The sequence below is a fragment of the Pseudomonas sp. W3I7 genome, from assembly GCF_030816095.1.
GTDB classification, from domain to species: domain Bacteria; phylum Pseudomonadota; class Gammaproteobacteria; order Pseudomonadales; family Pseudomonadaceae; genus Aquipseudomonas; species Aquipseudomonas salomonii.
In genome coordinates this window covers 366,977-384,275 of sequence record NZ_JAUSXP010000001.1, presented here as the reverse complement: position 1 = coordinate 384,275, position 17,299 = coordinate 366,977, and the positions used below count along the sequence as shown (strand labels likewise).

Genomic DNA, 17,299 nt, shown 5'->3' with positions numbered 1-17,299 from the left:
AGCTGGCTTGCCTGCGAAAGCGGTGTGTCAGCCAAGTATGTGTTAGCTGACAAAACGCTTTCGCAGGCAAGCCAGCTCCCACATTTGAACTTCGCAAGTAGCTGCTACCTCATTCGGCACACTGAGGCCGAGTTAAAAACAATAAGAATGGAAGGTACTTTCCCATGCCTAGCGAACCCACTGGCTCCTCCGTCGACTTCGAAAAAGTCGGCACCGACTATTTCCAACAACGCGAACTGAAAAAAGGCGCCGCCGGTTGGGTACTGCTGGTCGGCCTTGGCGTTGCCTACGTGATCTCCGGCGACTACGCCGGTTGGAACTTCGGCCTGGCCCAGGGTGGCTGGGGTGGTATGTTCCTCGCCACCTTGCTGATGGCCACCATGTACCTGTGCATGTGTTTCTCCCTGGCCGAACTGTCTTCCATGATTCCTACCGCCGGCGGTGGCTACGGCTTTGCCCGCAGTGCCTTCGGCCCTTGGGGCGGGTTCCTCACGGGCACCGCCATCCTCATCGAATATGCGATCGCGCCCGCCGCCATCGCGGTGTTTATCGGCGCCTATTGCGAGTCGTTGTTCGGCATCGGCGGCTGGATGATTTACCTGGCGTTCTACATCATCTTTATCGGCATCCACATCTTCGGCGTGGGTGAAGCCCTGAAGCTGATGTTTGTGATCACCGCCATCGCAGCGATTGCCTTGGGCGTGTTCCTGGTGTCGATGGTGCCGCACTTCAACGTCGCCAACTTGCTGGATATCCCGGTGACCGAGGCCAAGGGCGCCAGCACCTTCCTGCCGTTTGGCTACGTCGGCGTGTGGGCGGCGATTCCCTACGCGATCTGGTTTTTCCTCGCCGTCGAAGGCGTGCCCCTGGCCGCTGAAGAAACCAAGAACCCCAAGCGTGACCTCCCGCGTGGCCTGATTGGCGCCATTGTGGTGCTGACCAGTTTTGCCCTGTTGATTCTGGTGATTGCGCCAGGTGGCGCGGGCACTTATGCACTGATCAAGTCGGGCAACCCGCTGGTTGAAGCGCTGGCATTGTCTTACGGCGGCTCGACCTGGATGGGCAGCTTCGTCAACCTGGTCGGCCTGGCCGGGCTGATCGCGAGCTTTTTCTCGATTATCTACGCCTATTCGCGGCAGATTTTTGCTCTGTCCCGCGCCGGTTACCTGCCGCGCAAGCTGTCGCAGACCAACAAAAGCAAGGCGCCGGTGCTGGCCTTGGTCATTCCCGGCATTATCGGCTTTGGCCTGTCGCTGACAGGTCAAGGTGACTTGCTGATTCTGGTGGCGGTGTTCGGCGCGACCATTTCCTATGTACTGATGATGGCCGCGCACATCACGTTGCGCATCCGTCGCCCTAAGATGGAGCGTCCGTACCGCACGCCGGGTGGCATTTTCACGTCAGGTATCGCGCTGGTACTGGCCTGCGTGGCCGTGGTGGCGGGCTTTCTGGTGGACCCACGGGTGGTGATTGGCGCGGCGATCATCTATGGAGTATTAATTGCTTACTTTGCTTTCTACAGCCGGCATCACTTGGTAGCGGGCACGCCCGAAGAGGAATTCGCGGCGATCCAGGCCGCAGAGGCCGCCTTGCACTGATAGCCGTAAACCTCGGCGCGGGCGCCTTACTCAAGGGCAGCTCGCGTCGCCAAGGAGACACTGTATGGCAAGCTTTTCCCACGCGGTGGGTACACAAACCTACCGCTTCGACAGCCTCAAGGACGTGATGGCCAAGGCCAGCCCGGCGCGCTCCGGCGACTTCCTCGCGGGCGTGGCCGCGCAAAACGACGGCGAGCGCGTCGCGGCGCAAATGGCGCTGGCCAATATCCCGTTGAAACACTTCCTCGAAGAAGTGCTGATCCCCTACGAAAGCGACGAAGTCACCCGGCTGATCATCGACACCCACGATAAACAAGCGTTTAGCGTGGTCAGCCACCTGACCGTGGGCGGCCTGCGCGACTGGCTGCTCAGTGATGCGGCTGATGAACAAAGCCTACGCGCCCTGGCGCCCGGACTTACACCGGAAATGGCCGCCGCCGTGTCGAAGATCATGCGCGTGCAGGATTTGGTGCTGGTGGCGCAGAAGATCCGCGTGGTTACACAGTTTCGCGGCACCATGGGCCTGCGCGGGCGGCTGTCGACCCGGCTGCAACCCAACCACCCCACCGATGAACCGGCCGGCATCGCCGCCAGCATTCTCGACGGCCTGCTCTACGGCAACGGCGACGCCATGATCGGCATTAACCCGGCCACCGACAGCATCGCCTCGATCTGCGCCATGCTGGAGATGCTCGACGCGATCATCCAGCGCTACGAAATCCCCACCCAAGCCTGCGTGCTGACCCACGTGACCACCTCCATCGAGGCCATCAACCGTGGCGTGCCGCTGGACCTGGTGTTCCAGTCGATTGCCGGCACCGAAGCGGCCAACGCCAGTTTCGGCATCAGCCTGAGCGTGCTGCAGGAAGGCTACGAAGCGGGTTTGAGCCTGAATCGCGGCACCTTGGGCCAGAACCTGATGTATTTCGAAACGGGCCAGGGCAGTGCCTTGTCGGCCAACGCGCACTTTGGCGTCGACCAGCAAACCTGTGAAACCCGCGCCTACGCCGTGGCGCGGCATTTCAAGCCATTTTTGGTCAATACGGTCGTAGGTTTTATCGGCCCGGAGTACCTGTACAACGGCAAGCAGATCATCCGCGCCGGCCTCGAAGACCACTTTTGCGGCAAGCTGCTCGGCGTGCCGATGGGCTGTGATATCTGCTACACCAACCACGCCGAGGCCGACCAGGATGACATGGACACGCTGCTGACCCTGCTGGGCGTGGCCGGGATCAACTTCATCATGGGCATCCCCGGCTCCGACGACATCATGCTCAACTACCAGACCACCTCGTTCCACGACGCCTTGTATGCCCGGCAAACATTGGGTTTAAAACCGGCGCCGGAGTTTGAACAGTGGCTGGCGAAAATGGGCATCTTCACCCAGGCCGACGGCAAGGTGCACTTTGGCAACAGCCTGCCACCGGCGTTTCGTCACGCCTTGAAGCAATTAGGATGAAGGAGCCGCCAGTGCAACTCGACCTGCCTGACAACCCGTGGCTGGAACTGCGCCGCCTCACGCCTGCGCGCATTGCGCTGGGCCGCACCGGCACCAGCATTCCCACCAACGCGCAGCTGGATTTCCAGTTCGCCCACGCCCAGGCGCGCGATGCGGTGCACTTGCCCTTCGACCACGCGGGCCTGAGCAGCCAAATGGCCGAGCGCGGGCGTGACAGCCTGTTGTTGCACAGCGCTGCCGTGGACCGGCACATGTACCTGCAGCGCCCGGATTTGGGTCGACGTTTAAGCGATGAGTCAGCCCAGAGCCTGCGTGACTACGCCGCCGTCAACCCAGGCGGCGTGGATTTGGCCGTGGTGGTGGCCGATGGCCTGTCGGCGCTGGCGGTGCATAAACATACATTGCCGTTTCTTACACGCATGGAGGAGCAGACCCAGGCTGAAGGATGGTCCTTGTCGCCGGTGATCCTGGTGGAACAGGGCCGCGTGGCCGTGGCCGATGAAATCGGTCAGTTGCTGGGGGCCAAGATGGTGGTGATTCTGATCGGCGAACGGCCTGGGCTCAGCTCGCCGGACAGCCTGGGGCTGTATTTCACCTACAACCCCAAGGTCGGCCTCACCGATGCCTACCGCAACTGCATTTCCAACGTACGCCTGGAGGGCCTGAGCTACGGCATGGCCGCCCATCGCCTGCTTTATTTGATGAAAGAGGCGTGTCGTCGGCAACTGTCGGGGGTCAACCTCAAGGACGAGGCGCAGGTTCAGACCCTCGAATCGGATGATCCTGACCTGATCAAAGGCAATTTCCTGCTCAGCCCACCCAATGACTGATAGCTGCACGATTGCGCTTTTTGGCGTCATTAGGCAGCATCGAGTCACGGCCGCTTGTGTGGTCATACCCCATTTGGAAGTTGAGGCCTGGCATGCGGATTACTCAAGCGACCCTGGAACACCTGGACCTGCTGACCCCGTTGTTCGTCAAATACCGTGAGTTTTATGGCGCGCTGCCCTTCCCGGACTCGTCGCGGGCCTTTCTGGAAAAGCGCCTGCGCCGCAAGGAGTCGGTGATCTACCTGGCCCTGGCGGATGATGACGACAAAAGGTTGCTGGGGTTCTGCCAGCTGTACCCGAGCTTTTCGTCGCTGTCGCTTAAACGCGTGTGGATCCTCAACGACATCTACGTCGCCGAAGATGCCCGCCGACAGTTGGTGGCCGACAACCTGATGCGCACCGCGAAGAAGATGGCCAAAGAGACTCATGCCGTGCGGCTGCGGGTGTCGACCAGCAGTGACAATGAGGTGGCGCAGAAGACCTATGAGTCGATCGGCTTTCGAGAGGATACGGAGTTCAAGAACTACGTGCTGCCGATCAGTGAGGACTGACGCTGTTAGCCCAACCACCATAGATCCCCTGTGGGAGCGGGCTTGCTCGCGAAAGCGGTGTATCAGTTAATAAAGACTCGACTGACCCACCGCTTTCGCGAGCAAGCCCGCTCCCACATTTACATCTAAGCAACATTTGGATCAGTGTAGAGCCTTGCTACCAGCGACACTCCCCGCTACAAAACCAACACGCTTTTCACCTCTCAATCCGTATAATGCGGACCTCTCAGAGTTGTAAGAATCGCGACATACGCTTGTAGCCTAACTTACCCGTAGCTTCCGCACAGGCCTGCTGAGCCGGGCCATTCACACAGGTGCCATTCATGGATTTCAACCCGCTCGACCTTATCCTGCATCTCGACGTGTACCTCGACATGCTGGTAAGAAACTACGGAGTGTGGATCTACGCCATTCTGTTCCTGGTTATCTTTTGCGAAACCGGTTTGGTGGTTATGCCTTTCCTGCCCGGTGATTCCTTGCTGTTTATCGCCGGCGCCATTGCCGCAGGCGGCGGCATGGACCCAGTCCTGCTGGGCGGCCTGTTAATGCTGGCAGCCATCCTCGGCGACAGTACCAACTACGTGATCGGACGAACGGCCGGGGAACGCTTGTTCAGCAACCCGAACTCGAAGATCTTCCGCCGCGACTACCTGCAAAAAACCCACGACTTCTACGATAAACACGGCGGCAAAACCGTGACCCTGGCGCGCTTCCTGCCAATCCTGCGCACCTTTGCGCCGTTCGTGGCCGGTATCGCCAAAATGCCTTACCCGCGCTTCTTCGGCTTCAGCGTGTTCGGCACCATCCTGTGGGTCGGCGGCCTGGTCACCCTGGGTTACTTCTTCGGCAACGTGCCGTTTATCAAGAAGAACCTCTCGCTGCTGGTGGTGTTTATTATCCTGCTGTCGCTGGTGCCGATGATCATCGGCGTGTTCCGCAGCCGGTTTGGCCGCAGCTCCGAAGCCAAGCCGCAGTAACCCGCGATGTGGTCCCTCAGCGCCTGGCGTCGCCAGCGCCTGCTGGCCAAGCATCCGATTGCCGATGACACCTGGCAGCGGGTACGCCATCACCTGACCTTCCTCGACGGCATCAGCGCCGAGCAGGACCAGTGGCTGCGCGAAGCCTGTGTGGTATTCCTGAGTGAAAAGCACCTGACCGCCCTGCCCGGCGTCGAGCTGCACCAGGAGCAGCGTCTGTTGCTCGCTGCCCAGGCGCAATTGCCGCTGATGAACCTGGGTGACCTCGACTGGTATCAGGGCTTTCACGAAATCGTGCTGTACCCCGACGACTTCCTCAGCCCCCAGCGCCATCGCGATGCCAGCGGTGTCGAGCACGAGTGGGACGGTGAACACAGCGGCGAAGCCTGGCAGCAAGGCCCGGTGATCCTCGCCTGGCCCGGCGTTCTGGCCAGCGGCCAGTGGGAAGGCTACAACCTGGTGATCCACGAGCTGGCGCACAAGCTGGACATGCTCAACGGCGACGCCAACGGCCTGCCGCCGCTGCACCACGACATGCGCGTGCAGGAATGGGCCAGCGTGATGCAAAGCGCCTTTGACGACCTCAACCGCCAGCTGGATGCCAACCCGGACGCCGAAACGGACATCGACCCCTACGCCGCCGAAAACCCGGCGGAGTTCTTTGCCGTCACCAGTGAGTATTTCTTCAGTGCCCCGGATTTACTGGTCGGCACTTATCCCCAGGTGTACGCGCAATTGAGCCGCTTTTATCGCCAGGACCCGCTGGCCCGCCTGCACCAACTGCAATCCGGCGATGCCCGCTACCAGACTGAACCGCTGGCGCCACACGACGTCTGACGCATGGCATCGGCGTCAGAATATGCCTATAATCGCCGCCACTTTTAGGCCAATCCGGCCATGTTTCATGGCCAACTACGGGGGCACCGCCCAATGAGCTACAGCAAGATTCCGGCTGGCAAAGACCTGCCGAACGACATCTACGTCGCCATCGAAATTCCGGCCAACCACGCGCCGATCAAATACGAAATCGACAAAGACAGCGACTGCCTGTTCGTTGACCGTTTCATGGCCACCCCAATGTTCTACCCGGCCAACTACGGTTTCATCCCTAACACCCTGGCTGACGACGGTGACCCCCTCGACGTGCTGGTAGTGACCCCTTACCCGGTTACCCCAGGCTCGGTTATCCGTGCGCGCCCAGTGGGCATCCTGAATATGACCGACGACGGCGGCGGCGATGCCAAAGTTATCGCTGTGCCACACGACAAGCTGTCCCAGCTGTACGTGGACGTGAAGGAATACACCGACCTGCCGCCACTGCTGCTGGAACAGATCAAGCACTTCTTCGAGAACTACAAAGACCTCGAAAAAGGCAAATGGGTGAAGATCGATGGTTGGGGCAACGCAGACGCCGCCCGCGCCGAGATCATGAAGTCGGTCGCTGCCTACAAAGGCTGATACCCGCTCCTCATTGCCCCGGCAATCAAAAAAGCCCCGACGATTCGGGGCTTTTTTTGTGGGAAAAATTAAACGCCAAGTTCAATGTTTAATTCGGAACGTTTAATAAGATTAGATAACTGAAATATCAGACTACAACTAAGCAAATCCCTACACACGAAACTCAACGCATAGTTTATTTGATGTATTTTTCCGGCCAGTAAACTCTGCGTTTATGAATACATCAGGTGATCGACTAAAAGCGTTACTGCGGGAAGTTCATCTTTCCGCCTCCGACTTCGCCAAGAACCGTGATGTCACGCCTCAACACGTGAATAACTGGTTCAAGCGCGGCGTGCCCATGGGCCGACTCAACGAGATCGCAGAACTGCTCTGCGTCTCGAGCCGTTGGCTGCGCACCGGCGAAGGCCTCAAACACCCACCGGCCAACTTCCTGCTGGAAGGCCCGGACCCAAGGAAAGGCATCGCCACCCGCGAAGAAAGCGGCAAGTACCTCACGGGCCCCGCCCGTCTCCCGGAAAAAATCGACGTGGAGATTCCCCTCCACCCCACGTTCACTTCGACCGAGCGCATCCGCGTCTCCCTGCACACCCTCGAAACCCTCAACGTAAACCCCGACCGCGCGGTAGGCGCCTACATGGTCGACAACAGCATGATCGACATCATCCAGCAAGGCGCCACCCTCGCCATCGACCGAGGCCGCAGCCAAATCACCGACGGCGAAATCTACGCCGTCGAACACGACGGCATGCTACGCATCAAATACCTCTACAACCGCCCCGGCGGCGGCCTGCGCATGCGCAGCCACAACGCCGGCGAACACCCGGACGAATACCTCACCCACGAACAACGCTTTGAACAGAACTTCGAGATTGTCGGCTGGGTGTTCTGGTGGTCCACCCTGAACAACCGCAGGCCGGTGCCGCTGGACGAACACCTGCTGGGCTGGGAAGGCTCTAAATCGGACCCGGAGGTAGGCATATGAGGTGAATGTGGTTAGAATGCCGCCCACATTTGGCAGGGGGTGGCGTTGCGCTACCTATCCTGCCTGGCGAAGCGGAGGAGTTCCCGCAGATGCCCCTACTATTCAGCCCGACGCGATGTGGGCTGAGCGATTTGAAGGCTGGTGAGGTTTGTCAAAAACAAGCTGAGGCAGTCCCCGAGAAGCCGGCCACAAGCCGGCTTTTTAATGCCCTTTCAACCTCAAAAACGCGTGGGTACCTGCTGGGGCAAGTCATTACGCTACGTACTATCACCTCTACTCCGCAAAAAACTCTATTCTAAAGCGCACGCCTCAATGAATAGCCGCCGAGCTGGTTGGCTCATACCTAAAGTGTCGTCGCCAGCGACACAAGAACAAGACATGTCGCAAAAATCGTAAAATAGCGACATATGATGCTCACATGCTTACACTGACGCCATGAGAGGGCGCTTATGAAAGCGACCTCGCCTATAAATGAACCTCGTGGACACACCTTCATCCATGACAACACCTCATTTCCCATGGCAAGCCGATAAGCCTTACAACCAGCTTCCGCCATTGCCGCCGTCAGCAGAGCTGGAGACCCGTGCAGTACTCAAACGCTGCATTGAAGCCCGCGCAGCCTTGGCCGAATTGAAACAAGCTGCCGAGCTGATCCCTAATCAAACGATGCTGATCAATACCATCCCCTTGCTGGAAGCCAAGGACAGCTCCGAGATCGAAAGTATCGTCACCACCACGGACTTGCTCTTCCAGCATGCCCAGGATGGAGCAAATCACGCGGACCCCGCGACCAAAGAAGCCCTGCGGTACCGCAAGGCTCTTCATAACGGTTACCAATCGTTGGCTGAGCGCCCACTCTCCACAGGCACGGCAGTAGAGATCTGTCGCACGCTCAAGGGCGTGAACATGGACATTCGCCGTGTACCAGGCGTCCAGCTAGCCAATGACCGCACCGGCGAGATCATCTACACGCCACCAGAGGGCGAAGATCGCTTACGCGACTTGCTAGCTAATTGGGAACGTTTTTTACACAACGAGACAGACCTCGATCCATTGGTACGAATGGCCGTGGGGCACTATCAATTCGAGGCCATTCACCCGTTCACCGATGGCAATGGCCGTACCGGCCGGGTACTCAATACCCTGTATCTGATTCAGGAAGGTCTGCTGAATCTACCGATTCTCTACCTTAGCCATTTCATCATTGCGCATAGAGCCGATTACTACCGACTGCTGCTTGATGTGACCCGCGAGCAAGCCTGGGAGCCCTGGCTGCTTTATATGCTCACCGCCGTAGAAGAAACCGCCCGCTGGACCAGTGCCAAAATTGCCGCCATTCGCAGCCTATCCGAGCACACAACGCAGTTTGTTCGCGAACGTCTGCCAAAAACCTATACCCGCGAATTAGTGGATGTGATTTTCGAGCAACCCTACTGCCGCATTAGCAACGTCGTCGATAAGCAGATCGCTCAACGCCAGGCCGCCTCTCGCTACCTCAAAGAGTTAGTGTCCATTGGCGTTCTACAGGAGGTTCAGGTTGGCAAGGAAAAGCTCTTCATTCATCCCAAGCTGATGCAGCTACTGATTCGCGACAGTAACGACTTCAAGACGTATACCTGAGCCGTACTGAAGGACATTGAGTATTGAGTCGCCTGAACGGTGAAGACTGAACAGGCGACGTTTTCTTACTTGGGCTGCATACACTCCACAGCCCGATCCGCCACCATCTTCGCCATCTCCACCAAATGCATCACCGCCCTGTGCGGCGCGCCCAGCGGTTCACCAAGCGCCTGCGACGTAGCCACCGCACACTGCAGCAACTCGGCCACGCGTACCCAGGCATCTTCAAAGCTCAGCTCTTCATTAACAGTAAAAGGCTTGGTCGCAGCCGATGAGGGCAAATCCGAAACAACGTTATCCATAGCAAAACTCCAATCGATAATTTGGAGCTGCCAAGATCCGCGACTAAACGAAAGGCGGCAGCTGTACGCAGGTTAGTCGACCGGTCGATTGGGAACCCGGCGCACCCGGAGGTGCCCTGCGCACAGCCACCATAAGATGCAGGCGAAAGAGTGCCTGACTCATGAATTGCTTATGCGCCAATCGAATCCGGGCGACTAAACCCGATCACTGAAAAAGCAGTGACGGAACGCAGCCTAGTCGCGAGATTTTGCTGACGCAAGCGGCTGGGATTCTCTAGGAAACGTCCTGCAAATGAAAGGGATCCGTACTGCTGGCCATCCAACCATTGTCACCTTTAAGTTGACAGTATTACCTACCTCACCCGATTTATCCCCCACCACCCACCCATTAATCTGTGCCCATGTTGAACGCAACGCCAAACCAACCCAACCAAAAAAGGACTTCAACCATGAGCACTCCAACCCTCAGCCGCTTGAACAAAGACGACGCCATTGTTCTGCTGATCGACCACCAAACCGGCCTCATCTCGCTGGTGCAGGACTTCTCCCCCAACGAGTTCAAGAACAACGTGCTGGCCCTGGCGGACGTCGCCAAGTTCTTCAACTTGCCGACCATTCTCACCACCAGTTTCGAGCAAGGCCCCAACGGCCCGTTGGTGCCGGAGTTGAAGGAGATGTTCCCGGAGGCGCCGTATATCGCTCGCCCTGGTCAGATCAATGCGTGGGACAACGAGGACTTCGTCAAGGCGGTCAAGGCGACTGGGCGCAAGCAGATCATTATTGCGGGTGTGGTGACGGATGTGTGTGTGACGTTCCCGACGTTATCGGCGCTGGCGGAGGGGTTTGAGGTGTTTGTGGTCACGGATGCGTCGGGCACGTTTAATACGACGGTGCAGCAGGCGGCGTGGAGCCGGATGGTGCAGGCGGGGGCGCAGATGATGAATTGGTTTTCGGTGGCGTGTGAGTTGCAGGGTGACTGGCGCAACGATATCGAGGGGTTGGGAAATTTGTTGTCGCAGCGGATTCCTAACTATCGCAATTTGATGAACAGCTATTCGGTGCTGGCGGCGCGTCAGGGTTGAGATTGAGCGTTTCTCCCCCCTAAAAATTGTGGGAGCGGGCTTGCCCGCGATGGCGGTGAATCAGTCACTACATTCGGTGACTGGCCTACCGTCTTCGCGGGCAAGCCCGCTCCCACATTTGGTCTTTGCTGCGTTGCGATTGAGCTGGCTCAGTCGAGGATCAGGTGCGGTAGAAACCGGCTTGAGTCCTTGGTGATCAGGCTGTTGTCTTCGCGCACGCCGATGCCTGCGGCTTGGTCAGCGATGACCCAGGAGCCGATCAGTGTGTAGCTGTCGCCAAAGCGTGGCAGCGGCGCGAATTCCTGAAGGATAAACGGCGCGTCCGTGTAGGGGCCGTCTTCTTTTACGATCAGGCCGTCGGCGGTTTGCAGTTCGATGTTGGCGCCTTCGCGGGAGAAGAACGGTTTGCGTACCCAGCCCTTGGGCACGGCTTTGTCGGGGGCGGTGTCCAGGTGGGAGGCGAGCAGGTTCGGGTGGCCCTTATTGAATTCCCACAGCAGCGGCAGGATGCCTTTGTTGGAGAGGATGGCTTTCCACGCGGGCTCGAAAAACTGGGTGTCGCTCTGGGCAATCGCGGCGCCGAAGGGTTCGTGGAAGATGAATTCCCAGGCGTGCAGTTTGAACAGGTGGGGAATCCAGCGATCCTCCAGGTCGACGAAGCGGCCTTCGCTGGTGAGGCCGATGTCTTCGATGTCGATGTGGCGGGATTCAATGCCGACTTTTTCGGCGACCAGGCGCAGGTAGTCGGTGGTGCCTTTGTCTTCGATCGAGTCTTTCATCGAGGCGAAGTAGAACGGCTGGTTAAGCTGCAATTGCGCGAAGGCTTGATGCAGCTTGGTGTCGATGCTGTTGAATTGGTCGGCGTGCTTGGGCAGCAGGCCGCGTTCGATGCATTGCTCCAGCCAGCCCCATTGAAACGCCGCCGCTTCATAGAGGCTGGTGGGTGTGTCGTAGTTGAGCTCGAGCAGTTTGGCTGGCCCGTTGCCGTTGTAGGAGAAGTCCATGCGCCCGTACAGGTGCGGGTGGCCTTCGAGCCATGAGGTGCGGATCATGTCGAAGAACGGCGCGGGAATGCTCAGGCGTTCCAGCAGCTCCTCGTTTTGCACCACGCGGGCCACGAGGTCCATGCACATGTCATGGATCTCGGTGGTAGGGTCCTCGAGGTCGCGCTCGATTTGCTCAAGCGTGAACTGGTAGTACGCGCTTTCGTCCCAGTAGGGTTCGCCGTCGATGGTGTGGAACAGGAAACCGAGGCTGTCGGCGGTCTGTTTCCAGTCATGACGTTCTGCGCAGTGGATCTTCTTCATGAACTGGCTTCCTTAACTGCTCGACCCACCGCCGCCCCAGCCGCTACGGGCGCTGGCTTTGCTGCCGAAGCCGCCACGGGAGGTGGACGACGCGACGTTCACCGGCTTGCTGGAGGAGCGCAGCGTGTTGGAGTAGTTGCTGCTGCCGTATCGGGCCTGGTTGGAACGGCCAAAGGTCGCCCCGTTGGAGACGCGCTGGTTGAGCGTCGAGTTGCCGTAATTGCCGCGATCGTCGCGGTAGCGGTAGACCGGCTCGGAGCGGTAGCTGTTGCGATTGTTGCTGAGCATGTTGCCGATCAACAGGCCGGTGAGCAGGCTGCTGGTGGAGAAACCTGAGCCACCGCTGTTGGCTTGCGAGCCGGCCACCTGGGCATTGGCCGCGTCGACCTGGGATTGGGTTACCTGGCCTTCGGCGGTCAGTTCGAAACCGCCCAGCCTTGGGATGAACTTGCCGGTGGAGTCTTGCTGGCACCAGTCGGCGACAAAGTCGGCGTCGCAATCGGTCTGGCTGTCGTACACCGGCGCGATGCGGCGGTGCTCGGCCATGGCGGTCATGTAGGCGTCCGAGCAGACGTCTACCGGCAGCTTTTCATCGGCGCATTGCTGGACCGACTGGAAGTTGTACTTCTTTTGCAGATCGTAGGTTTTTTCCGTCGGCCCGCAGCCGGATATCGCCATGGCGACCGACGCAGCCAGCGAAAGCTGGACGTACTTGCTTCGTTTCATCGAGAGCTCCGTGCGCAATCAGTACTGGGTGGGCGTCATGCACGCGGCGTTCAGCATGCCGACGCTGATGGCGACGGCGGCCACGTAGATGCCGGCCGCGACTTCGCCGTTCTTGATGCGCTCGGACGTGCCTTTGAGCACCAGGCTGGTCAGCAGAAACGCCAGCAACTGGACGACGGCCGCGATCACCGACCAGACGACAAAATCCAGCAGACTGATGGAGTAGGCGATCACGTTGCTGGCCGGAATGGCGAAGCCAATGATCGCGCCACCCAGGGCCACCGCCGCCGAAACGTTACCGGCGCGGATCAGTTCGAACTCCTTGTGCGGGGTGATGCGGGTGTAGATGAACTGGAACAGCGCGAACAACACCGCAGCCCCCAGGATGTAGATGACAAAGCCGAGCACAGCGGCTTTGTTCAGGGAAATGGAGAGAGCTTCTAGCATGGACGGCTTCCTTTTTTAGAGCGCGGTCAGGTCGGTTGTGTACAGCGAAATGCCCAGCGACGTGCTCAGGCTGATGCCACCCTCGGCATCCTCTTCGACGGAAAACAGCAGGAACTCGCGGCGATCGGTTAGGCCGGTGTCGCGGGCGTACAGCATCGAACGGTGCTCAACGTTGTAGGCGCCTTCCGGGTTTATCACGCGCTCGCTCATCGCCACCAATTCGGTCTGCCCGGCTTCGCTGCCCCACACACGGGTGTATTCGACGCCGTTGTGCGTGTAGGTCGGCAACCCGATCAAGCTTTGTGGGCCGGCCAGCCTGCGCAGTTCCGCTTCGCTGCTGATGGTGACGTAGCTCAAGTAGTTGAACAGGATCACCGACTCGACCTGCCCGGCGATGTCGCCGGTGGTGTGCACCTGCAGCCAGTAATCTTCGTCGTTCATGTAATAGCGTGACAGCCAGGTCGACTGCCCGAGGTCGACGGTGCCGTTACTCCAGATTTCCTGGGAGCCGGGGATCACCACCGAGGTTTTCCCATCGAGCAACAATTTCAGGGTGGTGTCGAACATCACGCCTTTGCCAGGCGCCAGGCCCAGCGGCCCGGTGGTCGGCACGGGTTCGGCGGCGGGCCGGTTCGATTGTGGATTCGCGTTCGGGGCCTCGAGCCCCATCAACTGTTTAAACCATCCCATTGGAGATTTCCTTGAGGCGGGTGGAGGCAATGTAGAAGAGCTCGCCGCCTTCAACGCGCGTGGCACTGGGCGGGTTGATCGACGGTTGCTGCGCACCTTTGGCGCGATAGCCGATAAGGGTGGCGTTGTGGTGTTCTTTCATCCGCGTGTACAGATCGCCGAAGGTGGCTTCAAAGGCCTCGGGCAATCGCATCAGGTATTGAGTGGCGCCCTGCCCCACGCACAGCAGCTCATTGATGACCACTGACGAGCCCGGATCCTGGGAGGCGCGCACCAGCATTTCGATGGCCATGCTGGACGTGCATTCCAGGCGCGGGGCATAGGAGCTGGCCAGTGCGGCAATTTCACTTTCATTGAAGTGGGCGACCACATGCCCGACGGGGTTCAGTTGATTCACCGCCAGTACCGTGGCCAGCGTCAGGTCGTCAGACGGGGTTCGCACCAGCACACGCTCGGCACCGGGCACACCGGCGCGCAGCAACAACGCGGTGGAGGACAGGCTTTCACCACGGATGAACGCGGCTTTGCCCGGCATCGGGTTTTCTTCGAGGGTGCAATCGCAAATCACGATCAGGTTGTCGTTCGAGGTTTCATCTTGCAGCAACAACTCGATGACCCGCTCACTGGACGCACCTTCCCAGCCGATGAGTACCGTATGACCGACCTTGCCGGTGAAATCACCTTTGCCCTTCATGCCTTTTCTCCATGCATCGATAACACTGCTGGTGGTTTTGCCGATGGCCGCCGTTAGCAGCGCAATGCCCCCGAGCATCACCCAGGTCGCCACGAAAATGCGCCCTGCCGAGGTCTGCGGGGCGAGGTCGCCGTAGCCGACGGTGAGCGTGGTGGTGAGATAGAAGTAGATAAACGTGGCGAGGGCGGTGAGGTGTTGCTCGCCCAGAAGCACCAGGCCCAGGTAAGCCGTGCTCAGGTGTACGCCCAGGGCAATGATCAAGCCTGCCCAGCCGAAGCGGTGAAAGAGGGAGGAAGCGTACATGCGCAACAAAAGGAAAATCGACATTTCGCCCCTGGCTCCCTGGGTACTTGAATCCTGATGACGTCATCGCCTCGGCGTCTGGATGCTCAAGTGCGTTCACCCGGCATTAAACCTGCTGCGCGGTGTTGAGAGAAGTACCTTGGCAGCAATAAATCCGGCGAGCGCACCAAACAGATGCCCTTCGAAGGAAATACCCTGGCGCGGCACAAACCCCATGATCAATCCGCCATAAAACACCGCCACGACAGCGGCGACTATCAGGTTGCTCCAGCTCCTGTGGAACCAGGCGCGCGACAAGAGGTAGGCCCATAGCCCAAAGACCCAGCCGCTGGCACCGACGTGTACGCCGCTGAACCCGAACAGCCAGACCAACGAACCGCCCAGCAGGATAATAATCGCGCTGACGGTTATGAAACGGTTGAGCCCTTCGACCATGACCAGGGTGCCCAGCACTACAAAGGCAATCAGGTTTGCGCTCAGGTGGGCAAAGGAGGCGTGCAGAAATGGCGAGGTGAGGATGCCGAACAGGCCCTGCACGGTCCTCGGAACCAACCCGAACGCCATGAGGCTGTAACCGGTGGCGACATTGAGCAGTTGCAGCGCGACCATGAACACGGCCAGGCCTGCGATTGTCTTGAAACCCTTCAGGGCGTCCATCCAGACCTCGAGGTAAAAAGGGCACAGTCAATGCCCGCCCGCTTAGAAAGAACACGGTCACTGTGGCGAGGGAGCTTGCTCCCGTTGGACTGCGTAGCCGTCCCATTTTCAGGGCCGCTGCGCAGCCCAGCGGGAGCAAGCTCCCTCGCCACGGGTCTAGCAGTGCAAGCCCTACTCGGCCGACTTTTGCTTCAGACGTTCCAGGATCGCATTAGCGCTGCCAGTGTCCGGCGTGATGCCGGCGTCGCGCAGTTTGCGTTCCAGGTCAGTACCGGTCGATGCCTCGGCCAGTTCATCCTGGGCTTGCAGTTCAGCGGCACGTTGCTGCTGTTTGGCTTGCAGGCGGTTAAGCGTACCCACCGCAGTTTCCAGCTTGCCGTTAGCGCCGCCGCTGGCGATGGAAGCGCTGACCTGGGCCTTTTGCACGCTTTCGCGGGCCTTGGCCATGTCCACTTGCTGGCGCAGGCTTTTGATCCGGCTTTCGGCCTTGGTGATGTCCTTGCGCATGCTGTCGGCGTAGCCACCGAACTCGGCGGTCTGCTTTTGCTCGGCATCACGCTCGTTGGTCAGGGTCGAAATGGCTTCGGCCACTTCCAGGGCCAGGTCTTCACGGTTGGCCTGAATAGCGGCCATCGCTTTGGATTCCAGGTCTTTGATCTTGGCGTCGTACTCGCCTACGCGATCCGCTGCCAGCTTGTGCTTGGCCATGATGCTCACCAGCTCACGCTTGGCGTTGGCCAAGGCGGTGTCGGCGTCGCGAATTTCTTGATCAAGGATGCGCAGGGCCTGTTGGTCGACGATCGATTCGCCGACTTCGCTGGCACCGCCACGCAGCGCGGTGAACAATTTGCTCCAGATGGACTGAGTCATTGGATACTCCCGAATACTTAATTGAAGAAACGTTCGAAGGCTTCGCTGGCGCGCTGCACGTTATCGACCAGGGTTTTCACCTCGGTCACGATGTTGGTCAGGCTGGAGTCGGAACTCAGCGCACCAAACATGTTGAAAACAACCTGGCCGTTCGGCATGGACTCGATGCCGATCGACGACAACGGGAACATTTCCCGGCTGCGCAGCACGGCGTCATTGAAGGCCGTTACGTCGTTGATCGACTCGACGTCGACCAGCACGGTATCGACGATGATCTGCTCGCCCACCACCGCGATGTAAATCGGCAAGCCCCCGAAGTCGTTCATTTCCAGCTTGATGCTGGACTCGGAGCCTTGAACCAGAGAAAGCGTAATGTCTTTGGCGACCACTTCGTCCAGGGCTTGCAGCGCGCTGAAGAGGCGGTCGATGTTCCAGTTGGTACCTGCGCTCATGAAATTCTCCGACATGAATGAGCCAGCCAGAATCGGTTGGCGAAGCTGTTTCTCCATTTGCTTGAGCAGGCTTCGGTTTTCGGGAAGCACCCAAGTCTCGTGTTTCACATAACCGGCGGCCGCCAGCCCCGCGCGCATCTGCTTCATATAAAAGCTCGACGGCTTTTTAACCGGCGGTTTCAAGCGCTCTCCCTTGCGGCTTGCTGAATCGGTATCGGGCTCTGCTGGCGGGCTCGATGGAGAGCTGCTTTTCATGGTACTGGCCTCGTTGTGAAAATCTCACGCGTGAGA

General features: G+C 59.1%; 19 protein-coding genes. 10 read left to right on the top strand and 9 right to left on the bottom strand.

Annotation, left to right across the window (positions count from 1 at the left end):
* Positions 1-164 precede the first annotated feature (164 nt).
* From eat to fic, 9 genes are all read left to right on the top strand, one after another.
* Complete coding sequence (gene eat / locus QF043_RS01900) at positions 165-1,598, top strand: ethanolamine permease (protein ID WP_058420204.1); 1,434 nt, start codon at positions 165-167, stop codon at positions 1,596-1,598.
* Positions 1,599-1,662: 64 nt separating this feature from the next.
* Complete coding sequence (locus tag QF043_RS01895) at positions 1,663-3,057, top strand: ethanolamine ammonia-lyase subunit EutB (RefSeq protein ID WP_236369617.1); 1,395 nt, start codon at positions 1,663-1,665, stop codon at positions 3,055-3,057.
* Positions 3,054-3,887 (top strand): ethanolamine ammonia-lyase subunit EutC, encoded by an 834-nt coding sequence (gene eutC, locus QF043_RS01890; RefSeq protein WP_307417317.1) that lies wholly within the window; start codon positions 3,054-3,056, stop codon positions 3,885-3,887. The genes QF043_RS01895 and eutC overlap by 4 nt, the downstream gene beginning before the upstream one ends.
* Positions 3,888-3,979: 92 nt before the next feature.
* Complete coding sequence (locus QF043_RS01885; RefSeq protein ID WP_065911257.1) at positions 3,980-4,438, top strand: N-acetyltransferase; 459 nt, start codon at positions 3,980-3,982, stop codon at positions 4,436-4,438.
* A gap of 323 nt (positions 4,439-4,761) precedes the next feature.
* A complete protein-coding gene (locus tag QF043_RS01880) occupies positions 4,762-5,415 on the top strand; it encodes a DedA family protein (RefSeq protein ID WP_056861943.1) in 654 nt (217 codons plus the stop codon).
* A gap of 6 nt (positions 5,416-5,421) precedes the next feature.
* Positions 5,422-6,252: a zinc-dependent peptidase gene (locus QF043_RS01875; RefSeq protein ID WP_307417316.1), complete on the top strand. Its 831-nt coding sequence runs from the start codon at positions 5,422-5,424 to the stop codon at positions 6,250-6,252.
* A gap of 93 nt (positions 6,253-6,345) precedes the next feature.
* A complete protein-coding gene (gene ppa / locus QF043_RS01870; RefSeq protein ID WP_003176323.1) occupies positions 6,346-6,873 on the top strand; it encodes an inorganic diphosphatase in 528 nt (175 codons plus the stop codon).
* A 214-nt stretch (positions 6,874-7,087) separates the two neighbouring features.
* On the top strand, positions 7,088-7,858 hold the full coding sequence (locus QF043_RS01865) for an XRE family transcriptional regulator (protein ID WP_307417315.1): 771 nt from the start codon (positions 7,088-7,090) through the stop codon (positions 7,856-7,858).
* Positions 7,859-8,356: 498 nt separating this feature from the next.
* Positions 8,357-9,478, top strand: coding sequence for a protein adenylyltransferase Fic (gene fic / locus QF043_RS01860; protein ID WP_307421288.1), 1,122 nt, complete (start codon positions 8,357-8,359; stop codon positions 9,476-9,478).
* Between the two features lie 65 nt (positions 9,479-9,543).
* Here fic and QF043_RS01855 read toward each other — a convergent pair whose 3' ends face one another.
* Positions 9,544-9,780 carry a DUF6124 family protein gene (locus QF043_RS01855; RefSeq protein ID WP_307417314.1) on the bottom strand — a complete coding sequence of 79 codons (237 nt, stop codon included), beginning with the start codon at positions 9,778-9,780 and terminating at the stop codon, positions 9,544-9,546.
* Positions 9,781-10,229: 449 nt separating this feature from the next.
* Between QF043_RS01855 and ycaC the strand changes: the two genes are divergently transcribed.
* The gene (gene ycaC, locus QF043_RS01850) at positions 10,230-10,862 is read left to right on the top strand and encodes an isochorismate family cysteine hydrolase YcaC (RefSeq protein WP_307417313.1); all 633 of its coding nucleotides are present in this window, start codon (positions 10,230-10,232) and stop codon (positions 10,860-10,862) included.
* 149 nt (positions 10,863-11,011) lie between these two features.
* Here the strand turns inward: ycaC and QF043_RS01845 are convergent, their stop codons facing one another.
* From QF043_RS01845 to QF043_RS01810, 8 genes are all read right to left on the bottom strand, one after another.
* The gene (locus tag QF043_RS01845; protein ID WP_307417311.1) at positions 11,012-12,169 is read right to left on the bottom strand and encodes a glutathionylspermidine synthase family protein; all 1,158 of its coding nucleotides are present in this window, start codon (positions 12,167-12,169) and stop codon (positions 11,012-11,014) included.
* Between the two features lie 12 nt (positions 12,170-12,181).
* A complete protein-coding gene (locus tag QF043_RS01840) occupies positions 12,182-12,895 on the bottom strand; it encodes a DUF1190 domain-containing protein (RefSeq protein WP_056861937.1) in 714 nt (237 codons plus the stop codon).
* A gap of 18 nt (positions 12,896-12,913) precedes the next feature.
* Entirely contained in the window at positions 12,914-13,342 is a 429-nt protein-coding gene (locus QF043_RS01835; RefSeq protein ID WP_056861936.1) for a DUF350 domain-containing protein, read from the bottom strand.
* A gap of 15 nt (positions 13,343-13,357) precedes the next feature.
* Positions 13,358-14,032: a DUF2491 family protein gene (locus QF043_RS01830; protein WP_307417310.1), complete on the bottom strand. Its 675-nt coding sequence runs from the start codon at positions 14,030-14,032 to the stop codon at positions 13,358-13,360.
* Positions 14,019-15,053: an ion channel gene (locus QF043_RS01825; RefSeq protein WP_307417309.1), complete on the bottom strand. Its 1,035-nt coding sequence runs from the start codon at positions 15,051-15,053 to the stop codon at positions 14,019-14,021. Before QF043_RS01825 ends, QF043_RS01830 begins: the two co-directional genes overlap by 14 nt.
* A gap of 72 nt (positions 15,054-15,125) precedes the next feature.
* Positions 15,126-15,686, bottom strand: coding sequence for a rhomboid family intramembrane serine protease (locus QF043_RS01820; protein ID WP_305456013.1), 561 nt, complete (start codon positions 15,684-15,686; stop codon positions 15,126-15,128).
* Between the two features lie 171 nt (positions 15,687-15,857).
* On the bottom strand, positions 15,858-16,556 hold the full coding sequence (locus tag QF043_RS01815) for a PspA/IM30 family protein (RefSeq protein ID WP_056861932.1): 699 nt from the start codon (positions 16,554-16,556) through the stop codon (positions 15,858-15,860).
* A 17-nt stretch (positions 16,557-16,573) separates the two neighbouring features.
* Positions 16,574-17,155: a YjfI family protein gene (locus QF043_RS01810; protein ID WP_307417308.1), complete on the bottom strand. Its 582-nt coding sequence runs from the start codon at positions 17,153-17,155 to the stop codon at positions 16,574-16,576.
* Positions 17,156-17,299: the final 144 nt, after the last annotated feature.

Coding starts and splice junctions, on each gene's coding strand:
- eutC (WP_307417317.1), top strand. CDS start 3,054: ATGAAGGAGCCGCCAGTGCAACTCGACCTGCCTGACAACCCGTGGCTG.
- QF043_RS01810 (WP_307417308.1), bottom strand. CDS start 17,155: ATGAAGCAGATGCGCGCGGGGCTGGCGGCCGCCGGTTATGTGAAACAC.
- QF043_RS01875 (WP_307417316.1), top strand. CDS start 5,422: ATGTGGTCCCTCAGCGCCTGGCGTCGCCAGCGCCTGCTGGCCAAGCAT.
- QF043_RS01885 (WP_065911257.1), top strand. CDS start 3,980: ATGCGGATTACTCAAGCGACCCTGGAACACCTGGACCTGCTGACCCCG.
- QF043_RS01835 (WP_056861936.1), bottom strand. CDS start 13,342: ATGCTAGAAGCTCTCTCCATTTCCCTGAACAAAGCCGCTGTGCTCGGC.
- eat (WP_058420204.1), top strand. CDS start 165: ATGCCTAGCGAACCCACTGGCTCCTCCGTCGACTTCGAAAAAGTCGGC.
- QF043_RS01815 (WP_056861932.1), bottom strand. CDS start 16,556: ATGACTCAGTCCATCTGGAGCAAATTGTTCACCGCGCTGCGTGGCGGT.
- ppa (WP_003176323.1), top strand. CDS start 6,346: ATGAGCTACAGCAAGATTCCGGCTGGCAAAGACCTGCCGAACGACATC.
- QF043_RS01895 (WP_236369617.1), top strand. CDS start 1,663: ATGGCAAGCTTTTCCCACGCGGTGGGTACACAAACCTACCGCTTCGAC.
- QF043_RS01820 (WP_305456013.1), bottom strand. CDS start 15,686: ATGGACGCCCTGAAGGGTTTCAAGACAATCGCAGGCCTGGCCGTGTTC.
- QF043_RS01880 (WP_056861943.1), top strand. CDS start 4,762: ATGGATTTCAACCCGCTCGACCTTATCCTGCATCTCGACGTGTACCTC.
- QF043_RS01830 (WP_307417310.1), bottom strand. CDS start 14,032: ATGGGATGGTTTAAACAGTTGATGGGGCTCGAGGCCCCGAACGCGAAT.
- fic (WP_307421288.1), top strand. CDS start 8,357: ATGACAACACCTCATTTCCCATGGCAAGCCGATAAGCCTTACAACCAG.
- QF043_RS01855 (WP_307417314.1), bottom strand. CDS start 9,780: ATGGATAACGTTGTTTCGGATTTGCCCTCATCGGCTGCGACCAAGCCT.
- ycaC (WP_307417313.1), top strand. CDS start 10,230: ATGAGCACTCCAACCCTCAGCCGCTTGAACAAAGACGACGCCATTGTT.
- QF043_RS01865 (WP_307417315.1), top strand. CDS start 7,088: ATGAATACATCAGGTGATCGACTAAAAGCGTTACTGCGGGAAGTTCAT.
- QF043_RS01825 (WP_307417309.1), bottom strand. CDS start 15,053: ATGTCGATTTTCCTTTTGTTGCGCATGTACGCTTCCTCCCTCTTTCAC.
- QF043_RS01840 (WP_056861937.1), bottom strand. CDS start 12,895: ATGAAACGAAGCAAGTACGTCCAGCTTTCGCTGGCTGCGTCGGTCGCC.
- QF043_RS01845 (WP_307417311.1), bottom strand. CDS start 12,169: ATGAAGAAGATCCACTGCGCAGAACGTCATGACTGGAAACAGACCGCC.